The following is a 25,898-nucleotide window of genomic DNA, read 5'->3' on the forward strand; positions in this document are numbered from 1 at the left end:
AGAAATATCCCTCTTCCATCAGTCTAGGCAGAAGAATAGCAGAATATATCCCATAAACTTACTAAAGTTTTTAACCTGTCTAGTCTATCAACCTTTGCAAAAAGCTTTACTAATTTCTCCAAAAGATGAGTAACTGAGAATACTCCAACCCAATCTTTGATAAAATTTATTACATTAAGTACCGACGTAACTAATCTAATATTATTCAACCAATTTTTCCATCCTTTTTCACCATTCCATTTCTTGTGCATACCATGAGATTTTGGCATGGGCTCAACTAACGGGTTAAATTTTTCATCATAAAGACATATCATGCAATATGCACACGTTATTGTCTCCCACCATTTTTGTATTTGTTCATAATGGGTCACCCTAAAATCCGCCCATCCTAGTTCACTTTTACGTTGTTTAAATCCATATTCTATCCACTCTCTTATTCCATAGATTTTGCCAACATCTTTATATTTAATTTCCGGCACTTTAGTCATCACAAACCAACCTTCTTTATTTTCTTTATTTTCTTTTTCTGTTTTTATTTCCCAATACCTTATTAACATTCTTTTTCCATAAATTATTTCCCTTATATACCTATCTTCCTGTTTATCGTCCCATCTAATATGGTCGAATTTTCTCCACCTATTTGCTCTTACTTTCGCCCCCTTCGGAAGCCACACTCCATGGTTACTAAGGATTCCCACTGCATATTCTATCTTTAATTTCTCTAGGCTACTCACAAAAGTCCCATGGCTTTCTCCATATAAGCTGTCTGACACCACTCTTTTTATTTTAAATCCACTTTCCTTTAATTCTTCTATTATTTCTATCGCTAATTCCGGCTTTGTTTTATACTTGTCTCCTTCTTTTAGTCTTCCTTTTGGTTTAAATACTTTCAATTTTAAAGGCAACGTCATTCCATCACAGTAACCATAAGCATTTACTGACACTATACCATTTTCTATTTTTCCTAAATTTTCTATGTATTGTCTTTCTACATAATCAGTTCCCTTCCCTTTTTTCTTATCTCCTGTTTCATCTATTATTACTACTTTTTCTCTTCCTTCTATGACTTTTAGTATTATATTCAATCTTCTTGCTTCTAATTCTTTTGACTCCCACGGAGAATCTGTTACAAAATGCAATAATCCCTGTTCATTCTCCAGTCCTACTGATGATGCTATGGCTGGTAAACTCTTTCTTTTTGTATCACTTAATATTACCACAATCATATATTTAAAAGCTTCATAAAACCTCACTTCTGGAAATATATCCTTATACAGTTCACTATAGGTATCTACACATCGTACTGTCTTTTTTGCTTCTCTTGCTTCTGTCATTTTCCCTCCGGGCTTTTCAGTCTTTTTCTTTCATTCTAATTCCCCCTCTCTGACGGAACAGGGATACTTTCAATTAAATCAACTATATTCCGTCGTTGTACCCGAATTGTTGCCAGCCAAATACGACTTCTTTGCTCTGATTGATATTGATATTTGAGTAAATGACCAAGCAAAATTGCTATAGCATTTCTTAGTTACTGATGCTGTTATCTCCCCAAACTCTCTATTTCTTCAATCAAATTTTCTAAATCTAGTTTATGCTATTGCTGGCTAAGTAGTATTTCGGTTCGTTCTTTTGTCCAGGCATAAAAATCGTTGTGATAAATACTGGGGTAAAACATTGAATTATGTCCTCGCTCAACATCAAATGTTAACATTAAAAACTAAATTGATTTTACTGCAATAATAACAATGTTTTTTCAATTTGAAGCTGATTTTGTCGACTCTCTCCGCTGTATCCCCATGGTTGTCCGCTATAAACTAGATACCTGTGGGGTTAAATTAAAATTAGGTCATTGGCATCAGTTAAGTTTAGAACAAAGACAATATTTAACTGAGGCTAATTGTGAAACACCAGCGGAAATTACCCAGTATGGGGAAAAACTACAAACCTGGGTGACAGAACTCACTGGGCAGCCCGCTTCCACATTAGCAGTGTCGGCCTTGCCGGACTGGTTAAACCCCCATCAAATTCCTAACCAGATATTAACGGAACTAACTAATAAGTTGCCCTCTGTGCAATCTCCTGGCATTACTTTGACCCAATGGCAATCGCTGACCCCTTTGCAAAGATTTGCCTTAATTAAACTAAGTCCTGCTGGCCACGAAAATCGTAATTTCCTCTCGGCTCTTGAAGAGTTCGGCCTCACATCCAATTATCCTTAGCCCAAAATCCCCCACTGGTCATTTGGAGGTAATCAAATCACTTAAAAGCTCACTTACTGGTTAAAGTCAGCCCATCTATTTACCTGATAATGGTTGATTCTGGTTTACGCGGATAAAATTTTAAGGCGATCGCCGTCACAATTAAAGTTAACCAAGCAAGTAAACTAATCCAGTTGGCCCAGATTAAACCCATAAATTTAACTTGAATTTGATGTTTGCCAGGACTAAGGGAGAGAGTGAGCAGATTAAAATCATAGTAATTGGTAAAAAATCCTTCCACTGGCTGATTATCTAGCAAAATCTGCTGCATTTGGGGATAATAAAGAATAGGTAATTGTATTGTACTGACTTCTTTGGTTACATCAATTTCACAATCAGTGATGCTTCCTTTTTGGCTACACATTTCCCTGGTTACATCAACAGGTAGAAGGGTATTTTCCGGTGAAAAACCATCAAAATATAAATGGTCCATTCTGATATAAAGAGGATTGCCATCGGTGGTTTCCCCATCGACAATGAATTTTAACTCAAACCCATTTCCGGCAAATTGGATGTTACTGAAGGGAATTTCTGCTTTTAACTGTTCTTGGTTCAGAGGAATGGAAGCTAACGGTTGCTGATCAACGAATACTATCAAATTAGCTTGGTCTTTAATTTTATCCATGGGAACCCTACCCTGTAAAACTAGAGTTGGCTTTTCCTGTGGAGGCCAAGTGGGATAGGGGATATCCACATCAATGGGCAGGGGACCATTAATAAATACATCCCAAGAAAGATAGCCAGGAATCCAATCGGGATGGAGCAATTGTAACTCAGCTTTGCCATATATTTTTTCCACCGCTGGCTGGGATTTTGTGCTTACGGGTATTGACTTATTAGGCAAGCGATAGAGATAATCCAAAGCGCCAGAATAACGAAAGAGGGGATCTTGTAATAATTCTTCGACCGTCACTGTTCCTCGGGGAATGGGCAACCAAGGGCGACTAGCAATGACAATAATTAAAATACCTAAAATTAAATGACGACTCCGCAATCTTTCCCGAAAAATTAAAATAATTGCCAATGTGGTTAGCAGTGCCCCAGACCACATTACATGGGTTAAAAAACGAAAGGTGAATTGGGTGACCCACAACTGTCGAGGTAAAATATTCCAAATATTAATCGGGCTCCAAGTTAAAAATAAAGCCACTATAAATACGCTCACTAAAGGGGTGAACCAAGGCTGCGATTGCCATAATCGTCGGGGCAATGATTGACTAGCAAAAACAAAGTAAATTACTGTGCCGAAGCTAGCTAAAAGAATCCAACCCACAGCAGGATGGAAACCGTAAGTGGGGGCGATGCCCAGTTCCGTTGGTTGGTGGGGCAGGGAATTGGGGGCCAGCAGATTGGCGATCGGGGTAATATCGGTGGTGTTGAAGGGATTAATAGCTTCAATTTGCCGACGGATGGCTAAATTACTAGATTCCAGAGCAACGGGAGCTAAAAAGTAAAGCGCCAATAACCAAGCCCAAACATAGCTCAAACTAATGTAAATAGCCCCTTTTTGCCAATAATTAGGCTTATTTTTTAGTAAAAAAATGCCACCTAATAAAGCAATGAAAATAGTTGTGTAAACAAAGGTAATAATATGGGTGAGTCCCAGGGCGCACCAGGCCAAAGCACCATAAATTAAATGGCGATAGTGGGGATAGTAAAAAGTTTGAAAAACATAAAATAAAACAATGGCCAAAATTCCCTGGGCGATCGCCTCGGTGAAAGCACCCCGGGCATGGACATTATTAAGAAAATAGGGGGCAGACATATAGGTCACTCCCCCTAGGACGGAAGCAATGTGAGAACGGGTCAAGAAAAAACCGAGACGATAAATAAAAACTCCTCCCAACCAAAGGGAAAGCCAAAGGAGAATTTTGTAGGCAGTGTAGGGGTTAGTGGGGGTAAAAAATTTGTAAATTATTGCCCCGAAAAAATAGGGCAGTTGACTATAAAATTGAAAGCCAGGATAACGAAAACCAAAATTTTCTAAGGGAGCCACCCGCAGGGGAAATTGTCCTTCTTCCAGGGCCATTCTGGCTTGGACAATGTAACCAATGTGGGAAGTATGATCATTAATAGAGAAAATTATCTTTGCCGACGCCATGGGCGCCATCCAAGCTAAGGCAATCAGAGCTAATAGAAAATAGGTAAGGATAGCAATGCGGTTTTTGTAGCCAAAAGTGCCAATTTTTTGCCAAATCACTATGTTAGTAATGGGCTTGAAAAAATCAAGCAAATAGTGACGAAAGGTTATCCCCCCTAACAATATACTAAGGATAAGCAAATTACGTCGTAAAGCCTGTAAATCAGCGGCGCTAAGTTGTGGTTCTAGTATGCCCCAATAGCCCACTAATCCGAGGGCTAAAGCCAAAATAAAACAAGTAAAAGCAAGAATAAAAAATGGATTATTTTTCTGGACAATGAGAAATTTTAAGCTCTTAAAAATGCCAATTTCCTGATAGAGTAAAAAAAATCCTATCAGTAGGATAACGGCTAAACCAAAACCGATTACAGGAATTAGCATTAGATCTAATAATGACTAAGTTGGGGGCATTTAGGGGAACTGATAACGCCACATAATATCACAGGGCATTGCCCTTTTTAGCTGGACTTAGATGGGGCTGATTTTTGTGGGAGAATGTTAGCCAACCTGAGGATAAACCATCGGATTTTTGAGAAACAGCTCTATGCAAAAATTCTTTAAACAATTACGTCGCAAGCTTTTTGGCCTAGATGAGCAGGAGGCGGCCATGCTCAGGGCGATCGCCGACACCAACGATTTGATTGCCGGCTTACAAAAATCCTTTGATCATCTCCATTTGGATTACAGCCGCGCTTTGGTAGAAATTGTTGCCCAGGGCCAACCCCAGACTACCTTAAGCTGTGAGATTAACGGTGTTCTCCTCAGAGTTCCGGTGGGAATTTTACGGGCCTATGCCCATTGCCTGGAAACGTCCCAGGAGTTTAGTTTTACTTATTGCATAGAAAGCCATTGTGTTCATTGGCTGGGGCAACATCTACGGCCTGGGGACGTGTTTTTAGACGTGGGGGCTGCCTACGGTGTGATTAGTATTCCTTTGGCAGAAATTGTCGGTAATACCGGCCGCATCTATGCCTTTGAGCCTGCCCGCCAAACCCGTCAGAGCCTTGAACAAATTATTAAGGGCAACCACCTAGAAAACATTACAGTTCTTCCCCTGGCGATCGCCGACGAAACGGGGGAAGCGGAATTCATTGAATATAGTACTGATAACCGTTTTTCCTGGGCAGCGGACACCTCCACTTTGGCTAAGGATGTGGAGCCCAGCCTGGATAACTATGCCACCTATGCTGTGGAGATCAGCACCATTGATAAATTTACAGAGGAAAATAAAGTACGTCCCAAGGCCATCAAAATCGACATCGAAGGCTTTGAACTGTATGCTCTCCAGGGAGCGATGGAAACGTTGAAAACCTGTCGCCCCTATCTTTGTATTGATATCCATGCCGATGTCAAAACCAAACAGTCAGCTCTGCTAGGAGTCCAGCCGTTACTAGAAGACTTGGGTTACCGCTGTGACAGCGATGGCCATACCCTTTTTGCTAGTCCGGTGTGATGGTGGAATCTTTGGCAAGACTTGGAATTAATGGCCTCGATACTGGGGGCAAACTTGCGGAGGGACAACGAGCCAGATAGAATTAGCCCCAGTTCTGAGAACCGCCTGAGCAAGCCTCAATACAACGCCCTAAATTGTCCGGGTTGGGGAAAATGGGGGCTCTGGGACGTTCTCTCAACCCATTTTTACTAAAGTTTTAGCTAAATTAACGGTGTCAACCTATTTTTCCAGTGCCTATCGTTTGGCGGTGCTAGTTCCTTGCCGCAATGAAGCGTTGACCATCGCCCAGGTTGTGACTGATTTTCGCCAGCAGTTACCCGACGCCACCATCTACGTTTACGATAACTGTTCCACCGATGACACCGCCACCATCGCCCGCCAAGCGGGGGCCATTGTCCGTTATGAAAGACAACCGGGCAAGGGTAATGTGATCCGCCGGATGTTTGCTGACATTGAAGCAGATATCTACATTTTGGTGGATGGGGACCATACCTACGAAGCGGCTGCGGTGGGTCGATTAATTGACCGCCTGGTTAATGAGCAATTGGATATGGTAGTGGGGGCTCGGCGATCGGAAGTTAAGGACAAGGAAGCTTACCGTTTTGGACACCGCAGTGGCAATCAACTGTTAAAAGGCATTGTGGAACTGCAATTTGGTGCCCGGCTGGATGATATGTTATCGGGCTACAGGATTTTTTCCCGCCGCTTTGTCAAATGTTTTCCCGCCATTTCCAACGGCTTTGAAATTGAAACGGAACTCACTATTCACACCCTAGAATTACGCCTGCCCTTTGCGGAAGAACCGGTATTGTATCAATCTCGTCCCTCCGGTTCCGAAAGTAAATTAAACACCATCAGCGATGGCTTTCGGGTTTTGGGCACTTCCTTTTTACTGATGAAGGAAACCCGCCCGTTCCTCTTTTTTGGTGCTTTCTTTGCCCTCTTTTCCGGTGCGGCGATCGCCTTAATGTTGCCGGTGCTGTTGACTTATCTAGAAACGGGTTTAGTACCACGCTTTCCCACCGTAATCATCGCCGCCTCTTTGATGTCCTTGGGCTTTGTCTTTTTCACCTGTGGCCTAATTTTAGATTCCGTTGCCCGGGGAAGAAGGGAACTGAAGCGCATGGCTTACTTGAGGATTCCCAGGGTGGAAATTAACAAAATTTAGGGGCAAATTAAATATCCTCAGCCATTAGCTCCCCATTAATTAACCCAATTAACAACTTCCCCAGAGTTAACAATCTATCTGGACGGAAATCACCCCTCGCCACTGGCTTCTTGATTTTTCAACAGTGGGAAAGCAATTACATCCCGAATACTAGGGGAATCCGTCAGCAACATCACCAGGCGATCGATGCCAATGCCCAAACCACCGGTGGGAGGCATACCGTACTCCAAAGCCGTCAGAAAATCTTCGTCCACCCCATGGGCTTCCAAGTCCCCCGCTGCTTTTTTGGCCGCCTGGGCTTCCAACCGCGCCCGTTGATCGATGGGGTCTGTTAGCTCGGAAAAACTGTTGGCCAATTCTCGACCGTAAACAAATAATTCAAACCTCTCCACCAAACCCGGTTTACTACGATGGGGCTTAGCCAAGGGAGAGATTTCCACCGGAAAATCAGTAATAAAAGTGGGCTGAATTAGGGTCGCCTCTACTTTTTGCTCAAAAGCATGGTTTAACAAGTGCCCCAGGGAAGGACAATCCTCCGGCACGCCAATGCCCGCTTCCGTAGCCGCTTGTTTTGCGGTTTCTAGATCGGTGAACTGATTAAAATCTATTCCCGTTTCCACCTCTACCGCTTCGTGCATGGTGATGCGTTTCCAGGGGGGAGTAAGATTAATTTCTTCTCCTTGGTAGGTAATGGTCAGTGTGCCTAGTACTGCCTCCGCCGCCGTAGTGATTAAAGCTTCGGTTAAAGCCATCATCTCGTTGTAGTCCACATAGGCTTGGTACACTTCAATGGAGGTAAATTCAGGATTATGCCTGGTGGAAACCCCCTCGTTGCGGAAAATGCGCCCCAGTTCAAAAACCTTTTCAAAGCCCCCCACCACTAGCCGTTTTAGATGTAATTCCGTGGCAATACGGAGGTACAGGGACATATCTAGGGTGTTGTGGTGGGTGATAAAGGGCCTGGCTTCGGCTCCCCCGGACTCTCCTTGCAATACTGGAGTTTCAATTTCTATAAAGCCCTGTTCATCTAAGTAACGACGGATGGCCGCGGTAATCTGGGCTCGACGGCGGAAAGTTTGCCGCACCGTGGGATTAACAATTAAATCCACGTAACGTTGGCGGTAACGCTTTTCCGTATCGGTTAGACCGTGCCATTTGTCCGGCAGGGGCAATAGGGATTTAGTTAGTACAGCATAGGTTTGTACGTAAACCGATAATTCCCCTTTTTCCGTGCGTTTGAGGGTTCCCGTTACCCCCAAAATATCCCCCACATCGGTGATTTTCTTCAGCAAATTAAAGGCGTTTTCCAACTCCGGCATATTTTCCGTCAGCCGTTGCTTTTCCAAATAAAGCTGGATGGTGCCGCTTTCATCCTGGAGGGTAAAAAAGGCCAATTTTCCCATTACCCGCCGGGCCAAAATTCGACCGGCGATCGCCACTTTTAGATCCACTTCTTCACCATTGGCCAACTCTCGGTAGGCGTCCTGCAAATGTTGGGCTTGGTGGGTAATTTCCCAGGTATAGGCGTAGGGATTGAGGCCGAGTTGCCGCAATTGTTCCGCTTTTTCAAGCCGGGTGGCACGGATTTCTTCGAGGCTGGAGTGGGAATGGGAATCGGCCATGGTGACGCAAAAAGAAGGAATTGAGGAAAATTTACGTTGACGGAAAAATTACCAAGAAAGCAATGGAACGGCGAGTCGGAGGGACTGACCACAAAAATATCCGAGTTCTAATCTCGGACTGGGATGGGTGACTGCCAAGTTTTTGAATTATTGGTCAGTAATTTAGCTGTTATTTAGTTATTATTTCATGTTAGCTCTGGTGTCCTGCACCGCAATCCAAAAGAAAATGGCCGTTAGGGGAATACTGCCCAACAAAATTGCCGTGGTGGTGGTGCTGCCCAATTCCGGTTGCCCCGATGACAGTTCAAACACACAGCCCACAGCGGCGATCGCCGCCACACAGGAGAGGAGCAAAAGAATACCACTTTTAGGGGTCACAGAAAATCAGCCTCCGGAGCAAAGGAAAGGTCAACAGTTCAGTCTACCGTTAACCAAGCCCTAGGCCACGGGCTTGACAGCTTGCATAGAAAACCCTTCTTTCTTCAAAGACTCCGCCAATGCCAAGGGATTATCCACTCGGTCCACAAACATAACCCCATTGAGATGGTCCATTTCATGCTGAATTACCCTGGCGGTCAGCTCGGCAAAAAGACGTTTTTGGGGTCGACCATGCTCATCCTTATAGGTCACTTCGATGGCCCGGGGTCGGGTAACATCCATATAAACATTGGGCACGCTTAGGCATCCCTCTTCCACCACACAGAGTTCTTCGCTGGTGCGGGTAATTTGGGGATTGATCATAATTAGGGGCGGCTCATCGGGTTTATCCTGTTCACAGTCCACCACCAGTAATTGTTTGTTAATGCCCACCTGGGGAGCAGCCAACCCGATACCATTGGCGCTGTACATGGTCTGCAACATTTCCCTAGCTAACTTACGGATGCTGTCATCCACCTTGGCAATGCGTTTGGCCGGTTGTCTGAGCACCTTGTCCCCTAGGTAATGGAGTTCCAAGGGAGGATTATCAACTTTTTGCTTTTCAACGAGGAGGGTGGCAGTCATGGACGTTCTACGGGCTTATCTCAACAATGGGTTCTGAGGGCCCATTCTAACAAAATCAAGCCCTGGACAATCTTTGCAATGGACTGAAAGGTTTTATTCATCAAACCAGGGAGAAAGCCCATCAACCTGAGCCCAAAATCTTGTCATACTCAGTCGAGAGGCTCCTTCTCCCCATCAAAATCAAATCTACCAGCCCTTTTCAGCTTGGGCGAGGACATAGGCAGCAACATCTTCCATATCACTCTCACTGATGCGACCTTTAAAGCCGGGCATAGCACCATTGCCATTAGTAATTTGGGCAACAATGGCCGCTACAGAATTTTTACCATTGGCTTCCAGGTCAGCCATTTTTAGGGTTTTGCTTGGATTGATCGAATTAAGCCCTCCATTATGGCAAGCGGCACAGTTACCGGTGAAGATAGCTTTGCCGTGGTCTAGGTCGGCGGCGAGGGCTGTATTGTTGATGGCAAAAATACTGCCCAGAAAAATTATGCAACTAAGGGTAATACCCCAAATCATTTGCCTGGTTTGGTTAAAAAAATTAAACATCGGTTCTCTTTTTAAGGATAAAGTCTTCAAGACGCGAGGTTATTATGGGAGACGACCAGGACTAAGTCAAAAGACAATCTGTCGAAGTTGTGGTCAGGCTAAAATTAGTTGTTCTTAGTTGTTCACATTTGAACGGTGGCGATGGCGACCCCATTCCCTCCCGCTCAATCTGTTAGTAGTTTCCCGAGCTTTTACAATTTTTACGATGGTTTCATGGTACCAATGGCGATCGCCAAGACGTTGGTTTTTGCTTGCTTGCTTCGGGTTTCTACTCAGTTGGCTGGTGAGTTGTCAGGGCGGTCAACCCCAGAGCATGGAGGGGAGAGTCAGTTTTTGGACCATGCAGCTACAGCCAAAGTTTAATCAGTACTTTGACGACTTGATCGGCAACTTCGAGCGGGACAATCCACCGGAGCAGGTGAGTTGGGTGGATATTCCTTGGAATGCCATGGAAAGTAAAATTCTCACCGCTGTATCGGCCAACACTGCCCCCGATGTCGTCAATTTAAACCCTACTTTTGCCTCCCTACTAGCCAGTAAAAATGCCTGGCTAAATCTAGAAGAAGAAGTGAGCCCAGAAGTTAAAGCTCGCTATCTGCCAAGTATTTGGCAGGCCAATAGCCTCAAGGCAGGGGAAATTTTTGGTTTTCCTTGGTATCTCACCACCCGCATCACCATCTACAACCAGGATTTACTCCGACAGGCTGGTTTATCCGCCCCCCCTGCCACCTTTGCCGAGTTGGCCGTGGCCGCCAAAGCAATTCGGGAAACTACCGGCAAGTATGGTTTCTTCGTCACATTTTCCCCGTCTGATTCCGCCGAAGCCCTGGAAAGCTTGGTGCAAATGGGAGTGCGCTTGGTGGATGACGATGGTCGAGCCGCCTTCAACAGTGCCTCGGGGAAAGCAGCTTTTCAGTATTGGGTGGATCTATATCAGCAGGGGCTACTGCCACCGGAAGTACTCACTGAAGGCCATCGTCGAGCTGGGGACCTTTACCAGTCCGGGGCGATCGCCTTTTTATCATCCGGGCCAGAATTATTGGCGAGCTTAGAAAAAAATTCCCCTAGCATTGCCAAGGTTTCCGCCGCCGCGCCCCAAATTGTCGGCGAAACGGGCAAAAGAAATGTGGCCGTAATGAACCTAGTCATTCCCCGTAGCACCAAAAACCCCAGCGGAGCAATCAAATTTGCTGAGTTTGTCACTAACACAGACAATCAATTGACTTTCATCAAGCAAGCTAACGTTTTACCTTCCACCATTGGCGCCGTCGATAAGTATCGGCAGGAGTTGGAACAAATTAGTAACGCCACTTCCCTAGAAAATGCCCGCCGGGTAGCCCTGGAACAATTACCCAGTGCTGAAGTATTAATTCCTCCCATGGCCAACTTAAACCAACTCAAGCGTATTATCTACGAGAATCTTGGGGCCGCAATGGTGGGTAGTAAAACTGTGGATCAGGCCCTACAGGATGCAGAACAAGTCTGGAACGATAATCTGAAAGGTTAGGCACCATAGGCAACAACTGTTAATCCTGAACAGTTTTGACATTGCCCTTAGCCCTTAAACTGACAGGCAGTTTTTAAAGCCCGTCTCGACCATTCACCTAGCGATCGCCATGAGCACCCAAGATTATATCGGCGAGGAAGCCGCCACCAGAGTCAAAATCCTCAGTGAAGCCCTACCCTACATCCAGCACTTTGCTGGCCGCACTGTGGTGGTCAAGTATGGGGGCGCTGCCATGAAGGATAGTAACCTCAAAGATAAGGTGATTCGAGATATCGTTTTTATGGCTTCTGTGGGCATTCGTCCAGTGGTGGTGCACGGTGGGGGGCCAGAAATTAACACTTGGTTAGATAAAGTAGGTATCCAACCCCAATTCAAAGATGGGCTACGGGTTACCGACGCGGCCACCATGGATATTGTGGAAATGGTTTTGGTGGGCAGAGTTAACAAAGAATTGGTTAATTTAATCAACCAAGCCGGGGGTAAAGCAGTGGGGCTTTGTGGCAAAGATGGCCAACTGATGACCGCCCGGACCATGACCAACAAAGATGTCGGTTTTGTGGGGGAAGTGAGTTCCGTTGATGCCCGCGTGGTCGAAACCCTCGTTAAAAGCGGTTATATTCCTGTCATTTCCAGTGTGGCGGCGGACGAATTCGGTCAAGCCCACAACATCAATGCCGACACCTGTGCTGGGGAATTGGCGGCGGCCTTGGGGGCAGAAAAATTAATTCTCCTCACCGACACCAGGGGAATTCTTCGAGATTACAAAGATCCCTCCACCCTGATCCATAAATTGGATATTCAACAGGCCCGGGAACTGATCGGCTCCGGCATAGTGGCCGGGGGCATGATTCCCAAGGTTACCTGTTGTGTCCGTTCCCTGGCCCAGGGCGTAAGGGCGGCCCATATCCTCGATGGTCGTTTGCCCCATGCTCTGTTGCTGGAAGTGTTCACCGATCTGGGCATTGGTTCGATGATTGTGGCTTCAGGCTATGATCTCTGAATCGGGGGAATTTTTCCCTCAAATCCTTCAAAAATGTAGATACGTAACAAAATAATTTTGGAAGATAACTTTTTGCCTCTGCTGTCGGGGTCTGCCCAGTTAAAACTTTTACAATTGGTCAGCCCGACCCTGCCGGTGGGGGCCTATAACTATTCCGAAGGTTTGGAATGGTTGATAGAACAGGGTGATGTTACCAATGGAGATACCCTGGGAGCTTGGCTTGTCGAGGAATTACGTCAGGGTTCCATTACCCTGGACACAGCCATTATGGTTAGGGCCTATAGGTGTGCTAACCAACAATCCAACGTCGATCCCATTGCTGACCCAGTGATTCCAGTTGCTAAAGATCTTGACTATTGGAATCAATGGTTAACCGCCACCAGGGAAAGTCGGGAGTTAAGGGAACAAAGCTTACAAATGGGAAGCTCCCTGCGGAAGTTGTTGTTAGATCTAGACCCCACGGTGGAATTGTTGTTTAAAGCTCTTCCCGCCACGGAACCTTGCCATTATGCAATCGCCTTTGGAGTGGGGGCAGCCTTTTGGGGCATTGATATTCATCAAAGCGGGCTGGGCTATTTGCACAGTTGGGCTAATAATCTAATTTCAGCCGGGGTGAGACTGATTCCTTTGGGACAAACCACCGGCCAAAAACTCTTGTTACAGTTGACCCCGACTATTTTGGGTCAATGGCAGAAGATTTTGGTGCTGGAAGACGATGATTTGTACAGTTGCAGTTGGGGACTAGCCCTGGCAAGCATGGGCCATGAAAGTCAATACACGAGGTTATTCCGTAGTTAATATCTCGTCTGACCTCCCGAATGGCGATCGTCTAGGCAGTGGCCAAAGGGAACTCGCAATTCTGCCCTGGGAAAAGATTACAATGTGGAGACTGTTTGATTACTCTCAGAATCTTCATAAACTTCCATTGCCCTGGCCCCCATGACCGACGTTCCCGTTAGCCGCATTCGCAATTTTTCCATCATTGCCCACATTGACCACGGTAAATCCACCCTGGCTGATCGCCTGTTGCAGGTTACGGATACGGTGCAACAGCGGGAAATGAAAGAACAGTTCCTAGACAATATGGATTTGGAGCGGGAGCGGGGTATCACTATCAAACTCCAGGCAGCCCGCATGAATTATAAAGCCAAGGACGGCCAGGATTATGTGTTGAATCTGATCGACACACCGGGGCACGTGGATTTTTCCTACGAAGTTTCCCGTTCCCTGGCCGCCTGTGAAGGGGCGTTGTTGGTGGTGGATGCTTCCCAAGGGGTGGAGGCCCAAACCTTGGCTAACGTTTACCTGGCGTTGGATAACAATCTGGAAATTATTCCCGTTTTAAACAAAATTGATTTGCCTAGCGCCGAACCAGACCGAGTAGCAACGGAAATTGAAGAAGTGGTGGGGCTAGATTGCAGTAACGTAATCCAAGCTTCTGCCAAAGCGGGCATCGGCGTAGAGGATATCCTAGAAGCCATCGTCCGACAAGTACCTCCTCCAGCGGACACGGTGGATCAGCCTCTGCGGGCGTTAATTTTCGACAGCTACTACGATGCTTACCGGGGGGTAGTGGTTTACTTCCGGGTGATGGATGGCCGGGTCAAAAAAGGGGACAAAGTTTTGCTGATGGCCTCCGGCAAAGAATACGTCATTGATGAATTGGGGGTTTTATCTCCTACCCAGGTACAGGTAGAAGAACTCCATGCCGGGGAAGTGGGTTACTTTGCGGCGGCCATTAAAGCCGTGGCCGATGCCAGGGTGGGGGATACCATTACCATGGCCAACAGTCCTGCGTCAGCCCCTTTACCGGGCTATACCGAAGCCAATCCCATGGTTTTTTGCGGACTATTTCCCATCGATGCGGACCAATATCCCGATTTAAAAGATGCGTTGGAAAAGCTCAAACTCAACGATGCGGCCCTGTCCTACGAGCCGGAAACCTCCAGTGCCATGGGGTTTGGTTTCCGTTGCGGCTTTTTGGGTTTACTCCACATGGAAATTGTCCAAGAGCGGTTGGAGCGGGAATATAATTTGGATTTGATCACCACTGCGCCATCGGTAATTTATCGGGTCACCACCACCGACGAAGAAGTGATTGAAGTGGATAATCCCAGTTTATTGCCTCCCATTCAGAAGCGATTGAAGGTGGAAGAGCCATTTATTAAAGTGGAAATGATTACCCCGGAAACCTATGTGGGCACGCTGATGGAACTGTGCCAAAGTCGCCGTGGGGTGTTCAAAGACATGAAGTTTTTCACCCAAACCCGCACAGCCTTAATTTACGAACTACCGTTGGCGGAAGTGGTCACAGACTTTTTCGACCAGTTAAAATCCCGCACCAAGGGCTACGCCAGCATGGAGTACCAATTAATTGGCTACCGGGAAAATCCCCTGGTGAAATTGGACATTTTAGTCAATGGCGACGGGGTGGATGCGTTGGCCATGATTGTCCACCGGGATAAGGCTTATTACGTTGGTCGGGCCATGGTTAGTAAGCTCAAAGAGTTAATTCCCCGCCATCAGTTTAAAGTTCCTATCCAAGCGGCGATCGGTGCCAAGGTCATTGCCAGTGAACATATTCCTGCTTTGCGAAAGGATGTGTTGGCCAAATGCTATGGCGGTGACATTTCCCGTAAGAAAAAACTGTTACAAAAACAAGCTAAAGGTAAAAAACGTATGAAGGCGATCGGGACGGTGGATGTGCCCCAGGAAGCTTTTATGGCGGTACTAAAACTTGATCCCCAGTAGTCCTCTGATATGGCAAAGACTAGGATGGTTAGGATGAATAATCACTGAAACCCTTTCCAAATAAGAGTTTCATGGTTGATTAAAATAAATATAGGACACTATGCTACACAGTAGTTATGAATAATTTCATCTATGCTTACACCTGGAGAGGCGTATGTTCTTGCTCTTTTCAATGCACTAAAATCATGCCCTATGTCATTAAGATCTGGTGAGTAGGTAGGTAAAAACAAAACTGTATGTCCTGCCTCTTCTACTATTTTTCTAATCCTAGTCTTTCTATGAATAGGCGCATTATCCATAATTATAGCTAGTTAAATTAACTATGGGACACTACGCTACACAGTAGTTACGAATAATTTCATCTATGCTTACACCTGGAGAGGCGTATGTTCTTGCTCTTTTCAATGCACTAAAATCATGCTCTATGTCATTAAGATCTGGCGAGTAGGTAGGTAAAAACAAAACTGTATGTCCTGCCTCTTCTACTATTTTTTTAATCCTAGTCTTTCTATGAATAGGCGCATTATCCATAATTAATACCGATGGAATTGTTAATGCAGGTATCAGGTATAATTCAAGCCATCCTTCAAAACCTTCGGCATTTAAACTTCCACTAAATAGAATCGGTGCTATTAAATCTTTTTTATTCTTTCTTCTACCTGCCACAAGGTTTTCTTTCTTTCCTCTTTTTCCTTGCCTTTCCCCATATACTCTCTCTCCTCTTTTTGACCATCCGTACACTGAAGAGGCAAACTCCTCAAAACCAGCCTCATCTATGAATACAAGGCTTGCAACCCCATAAATTAGAATTAGCTCTTTCAGGATTTTTTGATATTCTGCTCTTTTTTCTTCATCTCTTTCTTTATATAGTAACTGTTTTTTTTCTCGTAATTCCCATTTCTTTAAATCTATATGACAGTGCGCTAGCAGTTACACCGAATTTCTTTGCTCTCTCTTTCATCGGCATATCCGGATTTTCCATCACATCTTTCTCCAGCTCTTTTATATCTATCTTCCGACGCCGGTTCTTTACCTTCGTTGGTTCCAGATTTTCCCGGCTTAACCATCTATAAATTGTCTCTCTACCTACCTTAAATATTTTTGATGCCTTCGTTACACCATTCCCTTCTTCTAGAAAACTTATTACTCTTAGCCATAAATCTAGATCGTATGCCATAAGTTTCTTATTAGTTTAGTCATTATTTATAATATAGCATTATACATACCATCCGCCCCACTTTTATTTCAGTTAGCTGTAACTACACATCGTACTGTCTTTTTTGCTTCTCTTGCTTCTGTCATTTTCCCTCCGGGCTTTTCAGCCTTTTTCTTTCATGCTAATTCCCCCTCTCTGATGGAAGAGGGATATTTAATATTTTTCCTAAACCAACATTAAAAACCACCAACAAAGCGGCCAGGACTAAAAAGATTGTGGGGATCAAATTGTTGTTTTAAACGGCCCATCACGGCCAAACCATGGCCACTCTGACCCCAAACATCACAGTGTTTCTTATAATTTGGAGATGCTTCCAGCACTGTTAGGTAACCACCATTATCTTGGCAAATTTGTCTTTGCTGTCTTAACTGTTCCTGGTCAAGCTCAATAAAACGACCCCAGCCTAGGCCATTGCCCAATTGTATGTATCCCAGACCAGGCAATTGCTGCAAAAAATCCACTGCTTTGGCTGGCAAAAGACCAAATTTACAAAGCACGCCATCATCATTCCCGCCATTCTTTCCCGTCATAGCATTTTCCCATCTTTGCCACAGCCCTGTTTCTGTTTGACCGATAAAACATTGGCTCTCTAAAGCTAAAGCTTGGGCTACCTTTTCTACCTCACCCACTTGGGCTTGGACCACCGGTTCTAGGTTTTGGAAACGGAGCAATAGGCCCAATTCTTGTCCAAGATTTAATGCTTTTACTAAACTCCGGGAGCAGACCAGAGCTGCGGTGGGGGTTAGTCCCGATCGCCGTAGGGTTTGGCCAGCTTTTGTCAGGGAGGTTGGATTACCCGTTAACAAAAGGCTTGTTGAGGAAGGGGGCAAAGGATAAAGCCGGAAAGTAATTTGGGAAATAAACCCCAGCGTGCCGTAGGAACCAATGAAAAGTTTCATCAAGTCGTAGCCGGCCACGTTTTTTACCACCCGTCCCCCGGCCTTTGCCAGTTGCCCATCCCAGCGGACAAAGGAAAAACCCAACACCAAGTCCCGCACTCCCCCATACCTTTGTTGCCAGGGCCCAGCACAACCTGTGGCCATAATGCCTCCCACCGTTGCCTGGCCATGGTAAAGGGGATCAAGGGGCAAAAACTGCTGATGGGATTGCAAAAAAGCTTGTAAATCTTTGAGTTTTACCCCCGCTTCCACCGTCACCGTCAAATCCGCCACCGCATGGTCAACAATGCGATTTAAATTATTACTGCTCACTAGCAACTGCACCGGCCTAGCCAAACCGCCCCAGCTCAACTTAGTCTGATTGCCGCAAGGGATTAGGGGCCAATGGTTTTTCTGACATTCACCCAGTAAAGACTGCAATTCCCCCTGACTGGTTGGGGCCACCCAATGGCTAGGGGCATTACCCGGTTCGGCCAAGGTTCCGGCGATCGCCGTTTGTTGACGGGAAGATAAATCCTCCAGGGAACCGCTGGGGCTGTGGGGAAAATCTTGGGGTAAAAAAGGCAGAGAGGCAACAGCCATGGACATTGATAAAAAGAAATAATAACCCCAAAATTGTTAATTACAGCGCTGATCTTAACGCAGTTTAACTATTGATTGAGTGGAAAATTTAGGGTCGCATATTCTTGGACGATAGCATAATATTCCACGGTAGTTGCTAGAATTTGTCTAGGGGTAAGGGAGACTACGCCACCATTGTCCCCCAGTTGAACAGATTAAATTTTTATACCGCCCCTGAGAGGTCGATGTTATCCTCCGAAAACGCCACTATTTTTATCATTGATGATAGCCCTTTAAATCTCAACGTTCTCCGTCGTTTTATGGAAAGCTTGGGCTGGCAAGTATTCACCGCCGAAGATGGTGCAACGGGCATTGCCGAGATTCTCAAAGTAAGGCCAGACATAATCATCTTGGACGTTATGATGCCCAGCATGGATGGCTTTGAAGTTTGCCGTCGCCTCAAAGAGGTGCCAGCCACAGCAAAAATTCCCATCGTTTTTCTTTCGGCCCTCGCCGACCAGGAAAGTATTGTCAAAGGATTGGAATTAGGGGCGGTAGATTATATTCGTAAACCTTTCCAGCAAGCAGAAATTATCACTCGTTTGCAATTACGACTCAAACTATACCAAGCAAACCAAGCCCTACTCCAAAAGAACCAAGAATTAGAAGAACAAATTCAAAAAACAGAACGGGCCCAGGCAGCTTTAATGCAATCAGAAATTAACTTTACCGTTGCCTTTAACCAAAGCCCTGATCCCATTTTTATTTATGGCTGTAGTAGTGGCTGCATCATGGATGTTAACCAGCAATTTTGTCGGTTCTTTGGTCTAAATAAGCAGGACTTAGTGGGGATAAGTCGTCAACAGTTTTATTTCTGGGCTGATGAGCAACAAAGGCAAAGTTTTTTAAGGGACTTATTATTGTGGCAAAAAGATAGCCAGCTCAAGTTTAAAAATCGCGAAGTGGAAGTGTATGATCATGAAAAACAAATTCGAACGATGCTACTGTCTGGGGAGCCAATAGAATTTAACCAGGTGGATTGTTTGCTATTTGTTATGCGGGACATCACCGAACGAAGAAAAGCAGAAAAACAGCTAAAAATCCTTTCCCAAGCCTGTGAGCAAAGCCCCGCTTCCATTGTCATTACCGATGTTGAGGGAAATATTACTTATGTCAATCCCAAGTTTGAGGAAATTTCTGGTTATAGCATGGAAGAGGTATTAGGGTGCAACCCGAGAATTTTAAAATCCGGTGATAAAACCAAAGATGATTATGAATTTATGTGGCACACTTTGGCCGCCGGTCGCAATTGGCATGGGGAGTTCCATAACCGCAGAAAAAATGGCGAATTGTATTGGGAAAGAGCTTCTATTTCTGCTATTTGTGATCAACAAGGCATTATCACCCACTATGTGGCTGTTAAGGAGGATATTACCAAAGAAAAACAACAAACAGCAGCCCTCTTTCACCAGGCCCATTATGATCATTTAACCGGTTTGCCTAACCGTATTTTGGCCAAAGATCGTCTCCAGCAAGCGATTGAATCAGCCCTGCGCCATAAGCATTTAGTCGGCTTAATGTTTTTGGATTTGGACAATTTTAAAAAGGTCAATGACACCCTTGGCCATGATGGAGGGGACCAGTTGCTAGTGGAGGTATCGGAAAGACTACAAAGGGCCCTGCGTCAAACCGATACGGTGGCCCGTTTGGGGGGTGATGAATTTCTCATCATCCTTGACCAGGTTTCCCACAGTCGTAAGTTAATGGCGATCGCCCAGCGATTGTTAGGGGTGATGCGACAACCGGTCAATTTGCAAGGTACGGAATTTTTTGTCCACGGCAGCATTGGTATTACTGTATTTCCCGATGATGGTCTCCAGGCCAATGTGCTGTTACGGAATGCGGACACTGCTATGTATGCGGCCAAGGTGGCCGGGCGGAATATGTTTCGTTTTTTCACCCCCCACATGAATCAGGCGGCCCAAAAGAGAATGGCGATGGAGTCGGAGTTACGACAGGCCTTATCATCCCAGGAATTTAAAATTTTCTATCAGCCCATTGTCAACCTCGAATCGGGGAAAATTGTCGGAGCAGAGGCCCTAATGCGCTGGCATAATCAGCACCTGGGGCTAGTGCCGCCGGATCAATTCATTCCCATGGCGGAAGAAGTGGGCTTAATTGTCGAGTTGGGGGAATGGTTGTTAGACCATGTCTGTCGTCAGGTGGCCCATTGGCATGTCCTATTAGACGATGAATTTTTCTGGCTATCGGTTAATGTTTCGCCGAGGCAGTTAAAGGATAGCTATTTTACTACTATTCTGCGGGAGTTTTTGCAACGTTATCAAGTGCGCCCAGAGTGGTTAGAACTGGAAATTACGGAAAATTTAATCCTAGAAGAAAATAGCGATCTCTTAAAAAATTTAAGCGATCTAGAACAGGAAAATATTGCCCTTTCCCTAGATGATTTTGGTACAGGCTACAGTTCTTTAAACTATTTGCGTAAGTTTAACTTTAATTCCCTCAAAATTGATCGTTGCTTCGTGGAATTGTTGCCCCAGGACAATAATACTGGCGGTTTGGTGCGGGCAATTATTGCTATGGCTCACCATCTAGGACTTAAGGTGATTGCCGAAGGCATTGAAACCTCAGCCCAGTGGAATTTTCTCCGGGCGGAAGGCTGTGACTATGGCCAAGGCTATCTATTCAGTCCGGCGATCGCCGTGGAAGAATGGGAAAGCCTGTGGCAGAAGCAACCGTTCTCCCCCTGATTCCGGTAGGATGGGATCAGCCAAAATCCGGGGTGAAGTTCTGGGTTATCGGCCTAGTTGGATTAGCTTGAGGGGGAAGGGGAGCCATGGTGCAACCAGCTTTAGAAATGGGGTTCAAAACTTTCTTGAAAAAGCCCTTTGTGGTGGGAGGAATTAGCCTATCGGTCTTGCTTTGGTTTTGGTCTGCTAGCCACCCTGCCCAGCAACCATGGCAACAGTGGGAGTTATGGATTTTATCTGGTTTAGGATTAGTTATTTGGCGATGGCGGCGGCGTCCCAACACCATTCTCCAGCGGTGGCAACCATTAACCCCAGAGATGTTGCAAGGGGCAATCGCCCATGGGGAAAAGTTACTAGCTCGTCGTCAGGCCCAGGCACCGGATTTGAACCTGGAAGATTTGGCCCAAAAACTGAAAGCATTGCAACAGCTGGAACCCCAACCCCAAGTATTAAACGGCATCGTATTGGGGGAAAAACGCAGCGGTAAAACTAGTCTCTTAAACCTACTCCCCTCCCAGTTAGCCCAGGATAAAGGGCAAGGGTCTTTAACCCTTAATTGGCAAGTGGTGGCAGCGGAAACCCCTCCGGAAACTATGGCGGAGCTGATGACAGAGGCCCATTGGGTCTTGGTGCTGACCACGGGGGATTTGACCGGCGCCCAGTGGCAGGTGTTGGAGTTTCTACAAGCCCACCATCACCATTGGCAATTACTGTTCAACAAGCAGGACATTTACGCTGATGGCGATCGCCAAACCCTCTGGGATCAGCTACAACATCAAGTCAATCAGTTGGAGAACCCCCACCCAGTTATTCCCATTAGTACTGCCCCCCAACCAATTCAAATCCGTCGCTGTTTAGCGGATGGAGAATGGGAAACTGATCAGCAAGTTCCAGAGCCCAACCTTGGTGACTTGGTAACCCAATTGCAACAGCGGGCTACGGAACACTGGGAATCCCTAGTGCTGGGTCTGCAATGGCGGCGCTGTCAGAGCATTGAACGACAGGCGGAAGAACGTTGGCGGGAAAATCGACGGGCATTGGCCCTGCCTTTGGTGGAACAGGCCCAATGGTTAGCGGCGGGCACGGCTTTAGTTAATCCAGTGGCGAATTTGGATCTCCTCACGGCGATCGCCATTAATGGTCAACTGGTGTGGGATTTGGGGGAACTATACCACCAAAAAGTTTCCCTCTCCCAAGCCCAAACGGTGGCCAAAGAGATGGGAGAAATTTTAATTAAGCTAGGCATGGTGGAACTCTCTACCCAAGCCCTGGGGGCATTGCTCAAAAGTCAGCCCCTCACCTACCTGGCCGGGGGAGCTCTCCAGGGATTGAGTGCTGCCTACCTCACCCGCATTGCCGGTTTAAGCTTGATCACTTTCCTGGAAAGTCAAAGCCCCGACCTGAGTGAGCCCCAATGGGATTGGCAGAAGCTGAGCGCTGTGGTCAAACAAACTTTTGAACAGAATCAGCGGCGGGCAGTATTACAGGGCTTTTTCCACCATGCTCGACAGCAATTAAATCCGGTAAGTCCGGCATCTGTTTAAATTAACTTTTTAGGCCTGCGCCCCTCCATTATCCCCATTCCCTGGGGAAAATTCCCTTTGCTCTTCCGCCTCCTCTATCCCCTCGTTGGTGATGAGATTCAAAAATACGTCTTCCAAAGTAGGACGTAGCCGCTGCATTTCGTACAAATGCCAACCCTGACCAACGATCGCCTGGGCCAATTGTTGGCCAAGTTCCTCCGGTCTGTCACTGCGTACCAAAACTTGCCACCGTTCCTGTTGTTGGGGATGGATTTTAGTTTGCACTTCCCCCACACCGGCCAACGAACCTAAACAAGCGGCGATCGCCGTTCCCTCTGCCCCGGCAACTTCCAATTGATAACTGAGATTACCCCTGAGATCCGCCAATAAATTATCGGGGGTATTGGTGGCCACCACCCGACCTTGGTTAATAATGGTCACCCGGTCACAGGTCATGCTGACCTCGGGCAGAATATGGGTAGAGAGGATAATGGTATGGTCCTGGGCCAGGCTTTTGATTAAATTACGCACCTCAATAATTTGCTTAGGATCTAGTCCCACAGTGGGTTCATCCAAAATAATTACCGCCGGATCGTGAACAATGGCCTGGGCAATGCCCACCCGTTGCTTAAACCCCTTGGACAACTTACGAATCAGAACTTTTCTTTTTTCCGTTAGCTGGCACCTTTCAATGGCCCAGTCCACCCGCTGACGGCGATCGCCTGGGGTTACCCCTTTAATGCTGGCCACAAAGCGCAAAAAACTTTCCACAGTCATATCCCCGTAGAGAGGAGGATTTTCCGGTAGATAACCAATGCGTTTACGCACTGCTAAGGATTGTTCATGGACATCAAACCCCGCTACCCTTACGGTGCCAGTGGTGGCAGGAATGTAGCCCGCCAGAATACGCATGGTGGTGGTTTTTCCCGCTCCATTGGGGCCCAAAAAACCCAGAATTTCACCCTTTTGCACCGAAAAGTCCACATCCTGGATGGCGGTGGTGGAACCATAAACTTTGCTGAGATGTTCAACCTCAATCATGGCGGAGGAGACCAATAAACAACTTGGGTATATTGTGGCAATGTTTTGCCATCCCTAACCCAGTAACGCTTTAGCCCGATCGCCAAAGGCCTGGGCGGTCAGACCGTTATAGCCCATCAGTTGTCCAGCACTGGCGGTGGTTTCCCCCCGTTTCCAGGCAAATAAATCCCTGGGGCAAGCACTGCGGAGCAGAACCGGTTCCAACATAGCCCCACTGCCGCCGGTCACCCCAATCAACGCATCACCACCAAACATTGCGGCAAATTCTGCATCACTCAAAAAGCCACCGTCCGCTTCGGAACAATCCTGCCATTGCACATCGGTGGGACGATATAGCCGCCGGGGGTTGATCACCGAAATTACTTTGACACCGTAGCCTTCACTTTCCAATTGACTGGCCGCCTCTAATACGGGAATTAAAGTCATATCGCCAATCACAGCAAAAACAATGGTTTTGGATCCGGTACTACTGTGCATTACAATGCCACCCTTTTCTAACCCTTCACGGTTTTGTGCAAATGTGGTGCGGATGGGCAAAGGAGACTTACTGGCGGTGATGGGAATGCCCTTATTGCTAGTGGTCAATGCCCAGTCATAGCAAACCTGAATACCATTAGCGTCACAGGGGAAGAGGGGAAAAATATTGCCATTCCGCATCATGGCGGCAAAATAATTCTCAATTTCTGGCCGTTGGTGGGTCCAACCGTTGCGTCCTTGCTCCAACGCTCCCGCCGTAAACAGGGTAATGGTGGAAGGGGTGGGCCGGCGTAATTCTGCCATGGCTTGGGTCACCGTCTGCCAAATGGGCAAACCGTTAATGGCAAAGGATTCGTAGGAACACCAAAGGGTGCGGCCCCCAAATAGGGCTTGGGCGGCGGCCAGACCGGCGCAGGCATCTTCACTCAGGGGTTCGTAAACTTGGCCGTTAGGTTGTTGAAAATAATCTTCATCCACCGTGGGATGGACAATTTTTAGCCCGACGTTGATGTTATTGATGCCGGAAGCGGCGTTCCCGTCGGCGTTGGTAACCACAAAATTGGTATCTTGCTTACCCACGTGGACCACTAATTCTCCCATAGCAGTGGTGGCTACTTGTTTGTCATCGAGGGAAAATTCCTTCAGGGGCAGAGTGCCTAAATCCGCTAGGGGGAGCACCGATTCCGTCACTACGGTTTCAGCCGCTGGGCCACCATGGGAACGCTCAAAATTAGTCCTTACCAATTGCCAAGCTTCTGGAGATAAAGCCCGTTCCTGTAGAGCAGAAACGATATAGTCCTTGTCTAAACTGTCGCCGGGGTAAAGGTTGTGGGATTTAGCTCCGGATTTGTGGACCCCGGCCCCTTTTAGTTGTTTAACAATTAGGACAGTTAACGTGCCTCCCAAGGCCGCTTTGGCCGCTTTATCGGTGGCTTCTAACACCGCTTGGGTAAAGGCTAGGCGTTGCTTAAAGGAAAATTTGGTGCTGTCAACAAAATCCCCGTCTTGATTGCTGTCGTCAAAATCCTTGGCGTTGATCAGAATGACATTTTTAAAACCGTTACCCTGCCAGTAGTTAACCATGGCTTCATTGCTCTGGGTGGAAACCATGCTGTGGTGCTCTTGGCTAAAACCGTTCCACACCAGAATGGGTAGGAAATTGGTGACCTGGGGATAGGCAGTGTGAAAATGACCAAAACTGCTCATGATGTAGGGTTCCCCCAAACCCCCATCTCCAATAGTGACTGGGAATAATACGCCGGGATGAAGTTTTGCCCCAGCCATGGCGAAATGTTGCCCCTGGCCCAAGGGCCCCGCCGGAGCTAGTAAACCGGGAATTTGTCCTGAGAGGTGACCCAATAGGCCGTGCATTTCCCGGAATCGATCGCCAAGGTCTTGGACATTATTAATCCCCATAGCTTCCAGGGAACGATCCAAAAACATGGTGCTGTAAAAACCGGGGGCATGGTGGCCCACTTCCGTCACTGTATTTTTGTAGCCCAACATAACTAGGGAGGCGATCGCCTCTGCAATACTGGCAAAACCGCCGGGGTGGCCCGATTCCTTACTAGCGGTGGTTTGTAGAGTTAAATATCTGAGGGCATCCGCCGCCAATAATGTTTGATACACCGCCTGGGGATCACTGGCAGAACCGATGGCTTTTTCTCCACTGGCGATCGCCGTTTCCTGGCCGTAACGATCAAAATCCGGCAGGTTTTCACCGAAAAAGCGAATTCCTTGGCAAAAAGCAGGGTGGGCGGCAACGGTCATGGGGAAAGATCCTATTCCAGAGAAGAGTAGCGGTTGGGTCTAATTTTACCCCGTTGGGTAACACCAGATAATCCCCTATTCAACAACTAAAAAGAATTGAGAAAAGACTATGAATGCCCAATCCCAATCCTTGATTTTGAAATTCTGTTTGTAAATCCCCCTCACTGCTTAACTACTGTAATTACTGGGGGAA

General features: G+C 46.5%; 19 protein-coding genes and 2 pseudogenes. 9 read left to right on the forward strand and 12 right to left on the reverse strand.

Annotated features, from left to right (window positions below; translation table 11 throughout):
* Positions 1-23 precede the first annotated feature (23 nt).
* Both D082_RS14315 and D082_RS19460 read right to left on the reverse strand, forming a co-directional pair.
* The gene (locus D082_RS14315) at positions 24-1,334 is read right to left on the reverse strand and encodes an IS701 family transposase (RefSeq protein ID WP_028946990.1); all 1,311 of its coding nucleotides are present in this window, start codon (positions 1,332-1,334) and stop codon (positions 24-26) included.
* Positions 1,335-1,369: 35 nt separating this feature from the next.
* Positions 1,370-1,516, reverse strand: coding sequence for a DUF29 family protein (locus D082_RS19460; protein WP_369796149.1), 147 nt, complete (start codon positions 1,514-1,516; stop codon positions 1,370-1,372).
* A gap of 229 nt (positions 1,517-1,745) precedes the next feature.
* Between D082_RS19460 and D082_RS14320 the strand changes: the two genes are divergently transcribed.
* Positions 1,746-2,219: a nitrate reductase associated protein gene (locus tag D082_RS14320; RefSeq protein ID WP_028946989.1), complete on the forward strand. Its 474-nt coding sequence runs from the start codon at positions 1,746-1,748 to the stop codon at positions 2,217-2,219.
* A gap of 79 nt (positions 2,220-2,298) precedes the next feature.
* On the opposite strand, the gene D082_RS14325 is transcribed toward D082_RS14320, so the two are convergent.
* Entirely contained in the window at positions 2,299-4,779 is a 2,481-nt protein-coding gene (locus tag D082_RS14325) for a hypothetical protein (RefSeq protein ID WP_238546745.1), read from the reverse strand.
* A gap of 163 nt (positions 4,780-4,942) precedes the next feature.
* Here D082_RS14325 and D082_RS14330 point away from each other — a divergent pair, with 163 nt between their 5' ends.
* Together D082_RS14330 and D082_RS14335 are read left to right on the forward strand one after the other, a co-directional pair.
* The gene (locus D082_RS14330; RefSeq protein WP_028946988.1) at positions 4,943-5,851 is read left to right on the forward strand and encodes an FkbM family methyltransferase; all 909 of its coding nucleotides are present in this window, start codon (positions 4,943-4,945) and stop codon (positions 5,849-5,851) included.
* A gap of 211 nt (positions 5,852-6,062) precedes the next feature.
* Positions 6,063-7,019 (forward strand): glycosyltransferase family 2 protein, encoded by a 957-nt coding sequence (locus tag D082_RS14335; protein WP_028946987.1) that lies wholly within the window; start codon positions 6,063-6,065, stop codon positions 7,017-7,019.
* A gap of 89 nt (positions 7,020-7,108) precedes the next feature.
* On the opposite strand, the gene lysS is transcribed toward D082_RS14335, so the two are convergent.
* The 4 genes from lysS to petJ form a co-directional block, all read right to left on the reverse strand.
* Positions 7,109-8,641: a lysine--tRNA ligase gene (gene lysS / locus D082_RS14340; protein ID WP_028946986.1), complete on the reverse strand. Its 1,533-nt coding sequence runs from the start codon at positions 8,639-8,641 to the stop codon at positions 7,109-7,111.
* A gap of 180 nt (positions 8,642-8,821) precedes the next feature.
* On the reverse strand, positions 8,822-9,019 hold the full coding sequence (locus D082_RS14345; protein ID WP_028946985.1) for a hypothetical protein: 198 nt from the start codon (positions 9,017-9,019) through the stop codon (positions 8,822-8,824).
* Positions 9,020-9,079: 60 nt separating this feature from the next.
* Positions 9,080-9,643: a peptide deformylase gene (gene def, locus D082_RS14350; protein WP_028946984.1), complete on the reverse strand. Its 564-nt coding sequence runs from the start codon at positions 9,641-9,643 to the stop codon at positions 9,080-9,082.
* A 186-nt stretch (positions 9,644-9,829) separates the two neighbouring features.
* Positions 9,830-10,192: a cytochrome c6 PetJ gene (gene petJ / locus D082_RS14355; RefSeq protein WP_028946983.1), complete on the reverse strand. Its 363-nt coding sequence runs from the start codon at positions 10,190-10,192 to the stop codon at positions 9,830-9,832.
* 205 nt (positions 10,193-10,397) lie between these two features.
* Between petJ and D082_RS14360 the strand changes: the two genes are divergently transcribed.
* The 4 genes from D082_RS14360 to lepA all read left to right on the forward strand — a co-directional run bounded on the left by D082_RS14360 (position 10,398) and on the right by lepA (position 15,450).
* On the forward strand, positions 10,398-11,699 hold the full coding sequence (locus D082_RS14360; RefSeq protein ID WP_028946982.1) for an ABC transporter substrate-binding protein: 1,302 nt from the start codon (positions 10,398-10,400) through the stop codon (positions 11,697-11,699).
* Positions 11,700-11,808: 109 nt separating this feature from the next.
* Positions 11,809-12,699, forward strand: coding sequence for an acetylglutamate kinase (argB, locus tag D082_RS14365; protein ID WP_028946981.1), 891 nt, complete (start codon positions 11,809-11,811; stop codon positions 12,697-12,699).
* Between the two features lie 135 nt (positions 12,700-12,834).
* A complete protein-coding gene (locus tag D082_RS14370; RefSeq protein WP_028946980.1) occupies positions 12,835-13,497 on the forward strand; it encodes an urease accessory protein UreF in 663 nt (220 codons plus the stop codon).
* Between the two features lie 141 nt (positions 13,498-13,638).
* Positions 13,639-15,450, forward strand: a complete 1,812-nt coding sequence (gene lepA, locus D082_RS14375; protein WP_028946979.1) for a translation elongation factor 4 — start codon at positions 13,639-13,641, stop codon at positions 15,448-15,450.
* Between the two features lie 98 nt (positions 15,451-15,548).
* Here lepA and D082_RS17860 read toward each other — a convergent pair.
* The 3 genes and pseudogenes from D082_RS17860 to D082_RS14390 form a co-directional block, all read right to left on the reverse strand.
* Positions 15,549-15,755, reverse strand: a pseudogene (locus D082_RS17860) (transposase); the annotation flags it as partial.
* Positions 15,756-15,780: 25 nt separating this feature from the next.
* Positions 15,781-16,627: pseudogene (locus tag D082_RS18140) on the reverse strand (IS630 family transposase).
* 215 nt (positions 16,628-16,842) lie between these two features.
* Positions 16,843-18,147 carry an FAD-binding oxidoreductase gene (locus D082_RS14390; protein WP_238546746.1) on the reverse strand — a complete coding sequence of 435 codons (1,305 nt, stop codon included), beginning with the start codon at positions 18,145-18,147 and terminating at the stop codon, positions 16,843-16,845.
* A 224-nt stretch (positions 18,148-18,371) separates the two neighbouring features.
* Here D082_RS14390 and D082_RS14395 point away from each other — a divergent pair, with 224 nt between their 5' ends.
* Both D082_RS14395 and D082_RS14400 read left to right on the forward strand, forming a co-directional pair.
* Positions 18,372-20,894, forward strand: a complete 2,523-nt coding sequence (locus tag D082_RS14395; protein WP_028948450.1) for an EAL domain-containing protein — start codon at positions 18,372-18,374, stop codon at positions 20,892-20,894.
* An 86-nt stretch (positions 20,895-20,980) separates the two neighbouring features.
* A complete protein-coding gene (locus D082_RS14400; protein ID WP_028948449.1) occupies positions 20,981-22,438 on the forward strand; it encodes a YcjF family protein in 1,458 nt (485 codons plus the stop codon).
* 9 nt (positions 22,439-22,447) lie between these two features.
* Here the strand turns inward: D082_RS14400 and D082_RS14405 are convergent, their stop codons facing one another.
* Together D082_RS14405 and D082_RS14410 are read right to left on the reverse strand one after the other, a co-directional pair.
* Complete coding sequence (locus tag D082_RS14405) at positions 22,448-23,458, reverse strand: ABC transporter ATP-binding protein (RefSeq protein ID WP_028948448.1); 1,011 nt, start codon at positions 23,456-23,458, stop codon at positions 22,448-22,450.
* A gap of 54 nt (positions 23,459-23,512) precedes the next feature.
* A complete protein-coding gene (locus D082_RS14410) occupies positions 23,513-25,705 on the reverse strand; it encodes a transketolase (RefSeq protein WP_028948447.1) in 2,193 nt (730 codons plus the stop codon).
* Positions 25,706-25,898 lie beyond the last annotated feature (193 nt).

The sequence above is a fragment of the Synechocystis sp. PCC 6714 genome (genome assembly GCF_000478825.2).
In the GTDB taxonomy this organism is placed as follows: Bacteria; Cyanobacteriota; Cyanobacteriia; order Cyanobacteriales; family Microcystaceae; genus Synechocystis.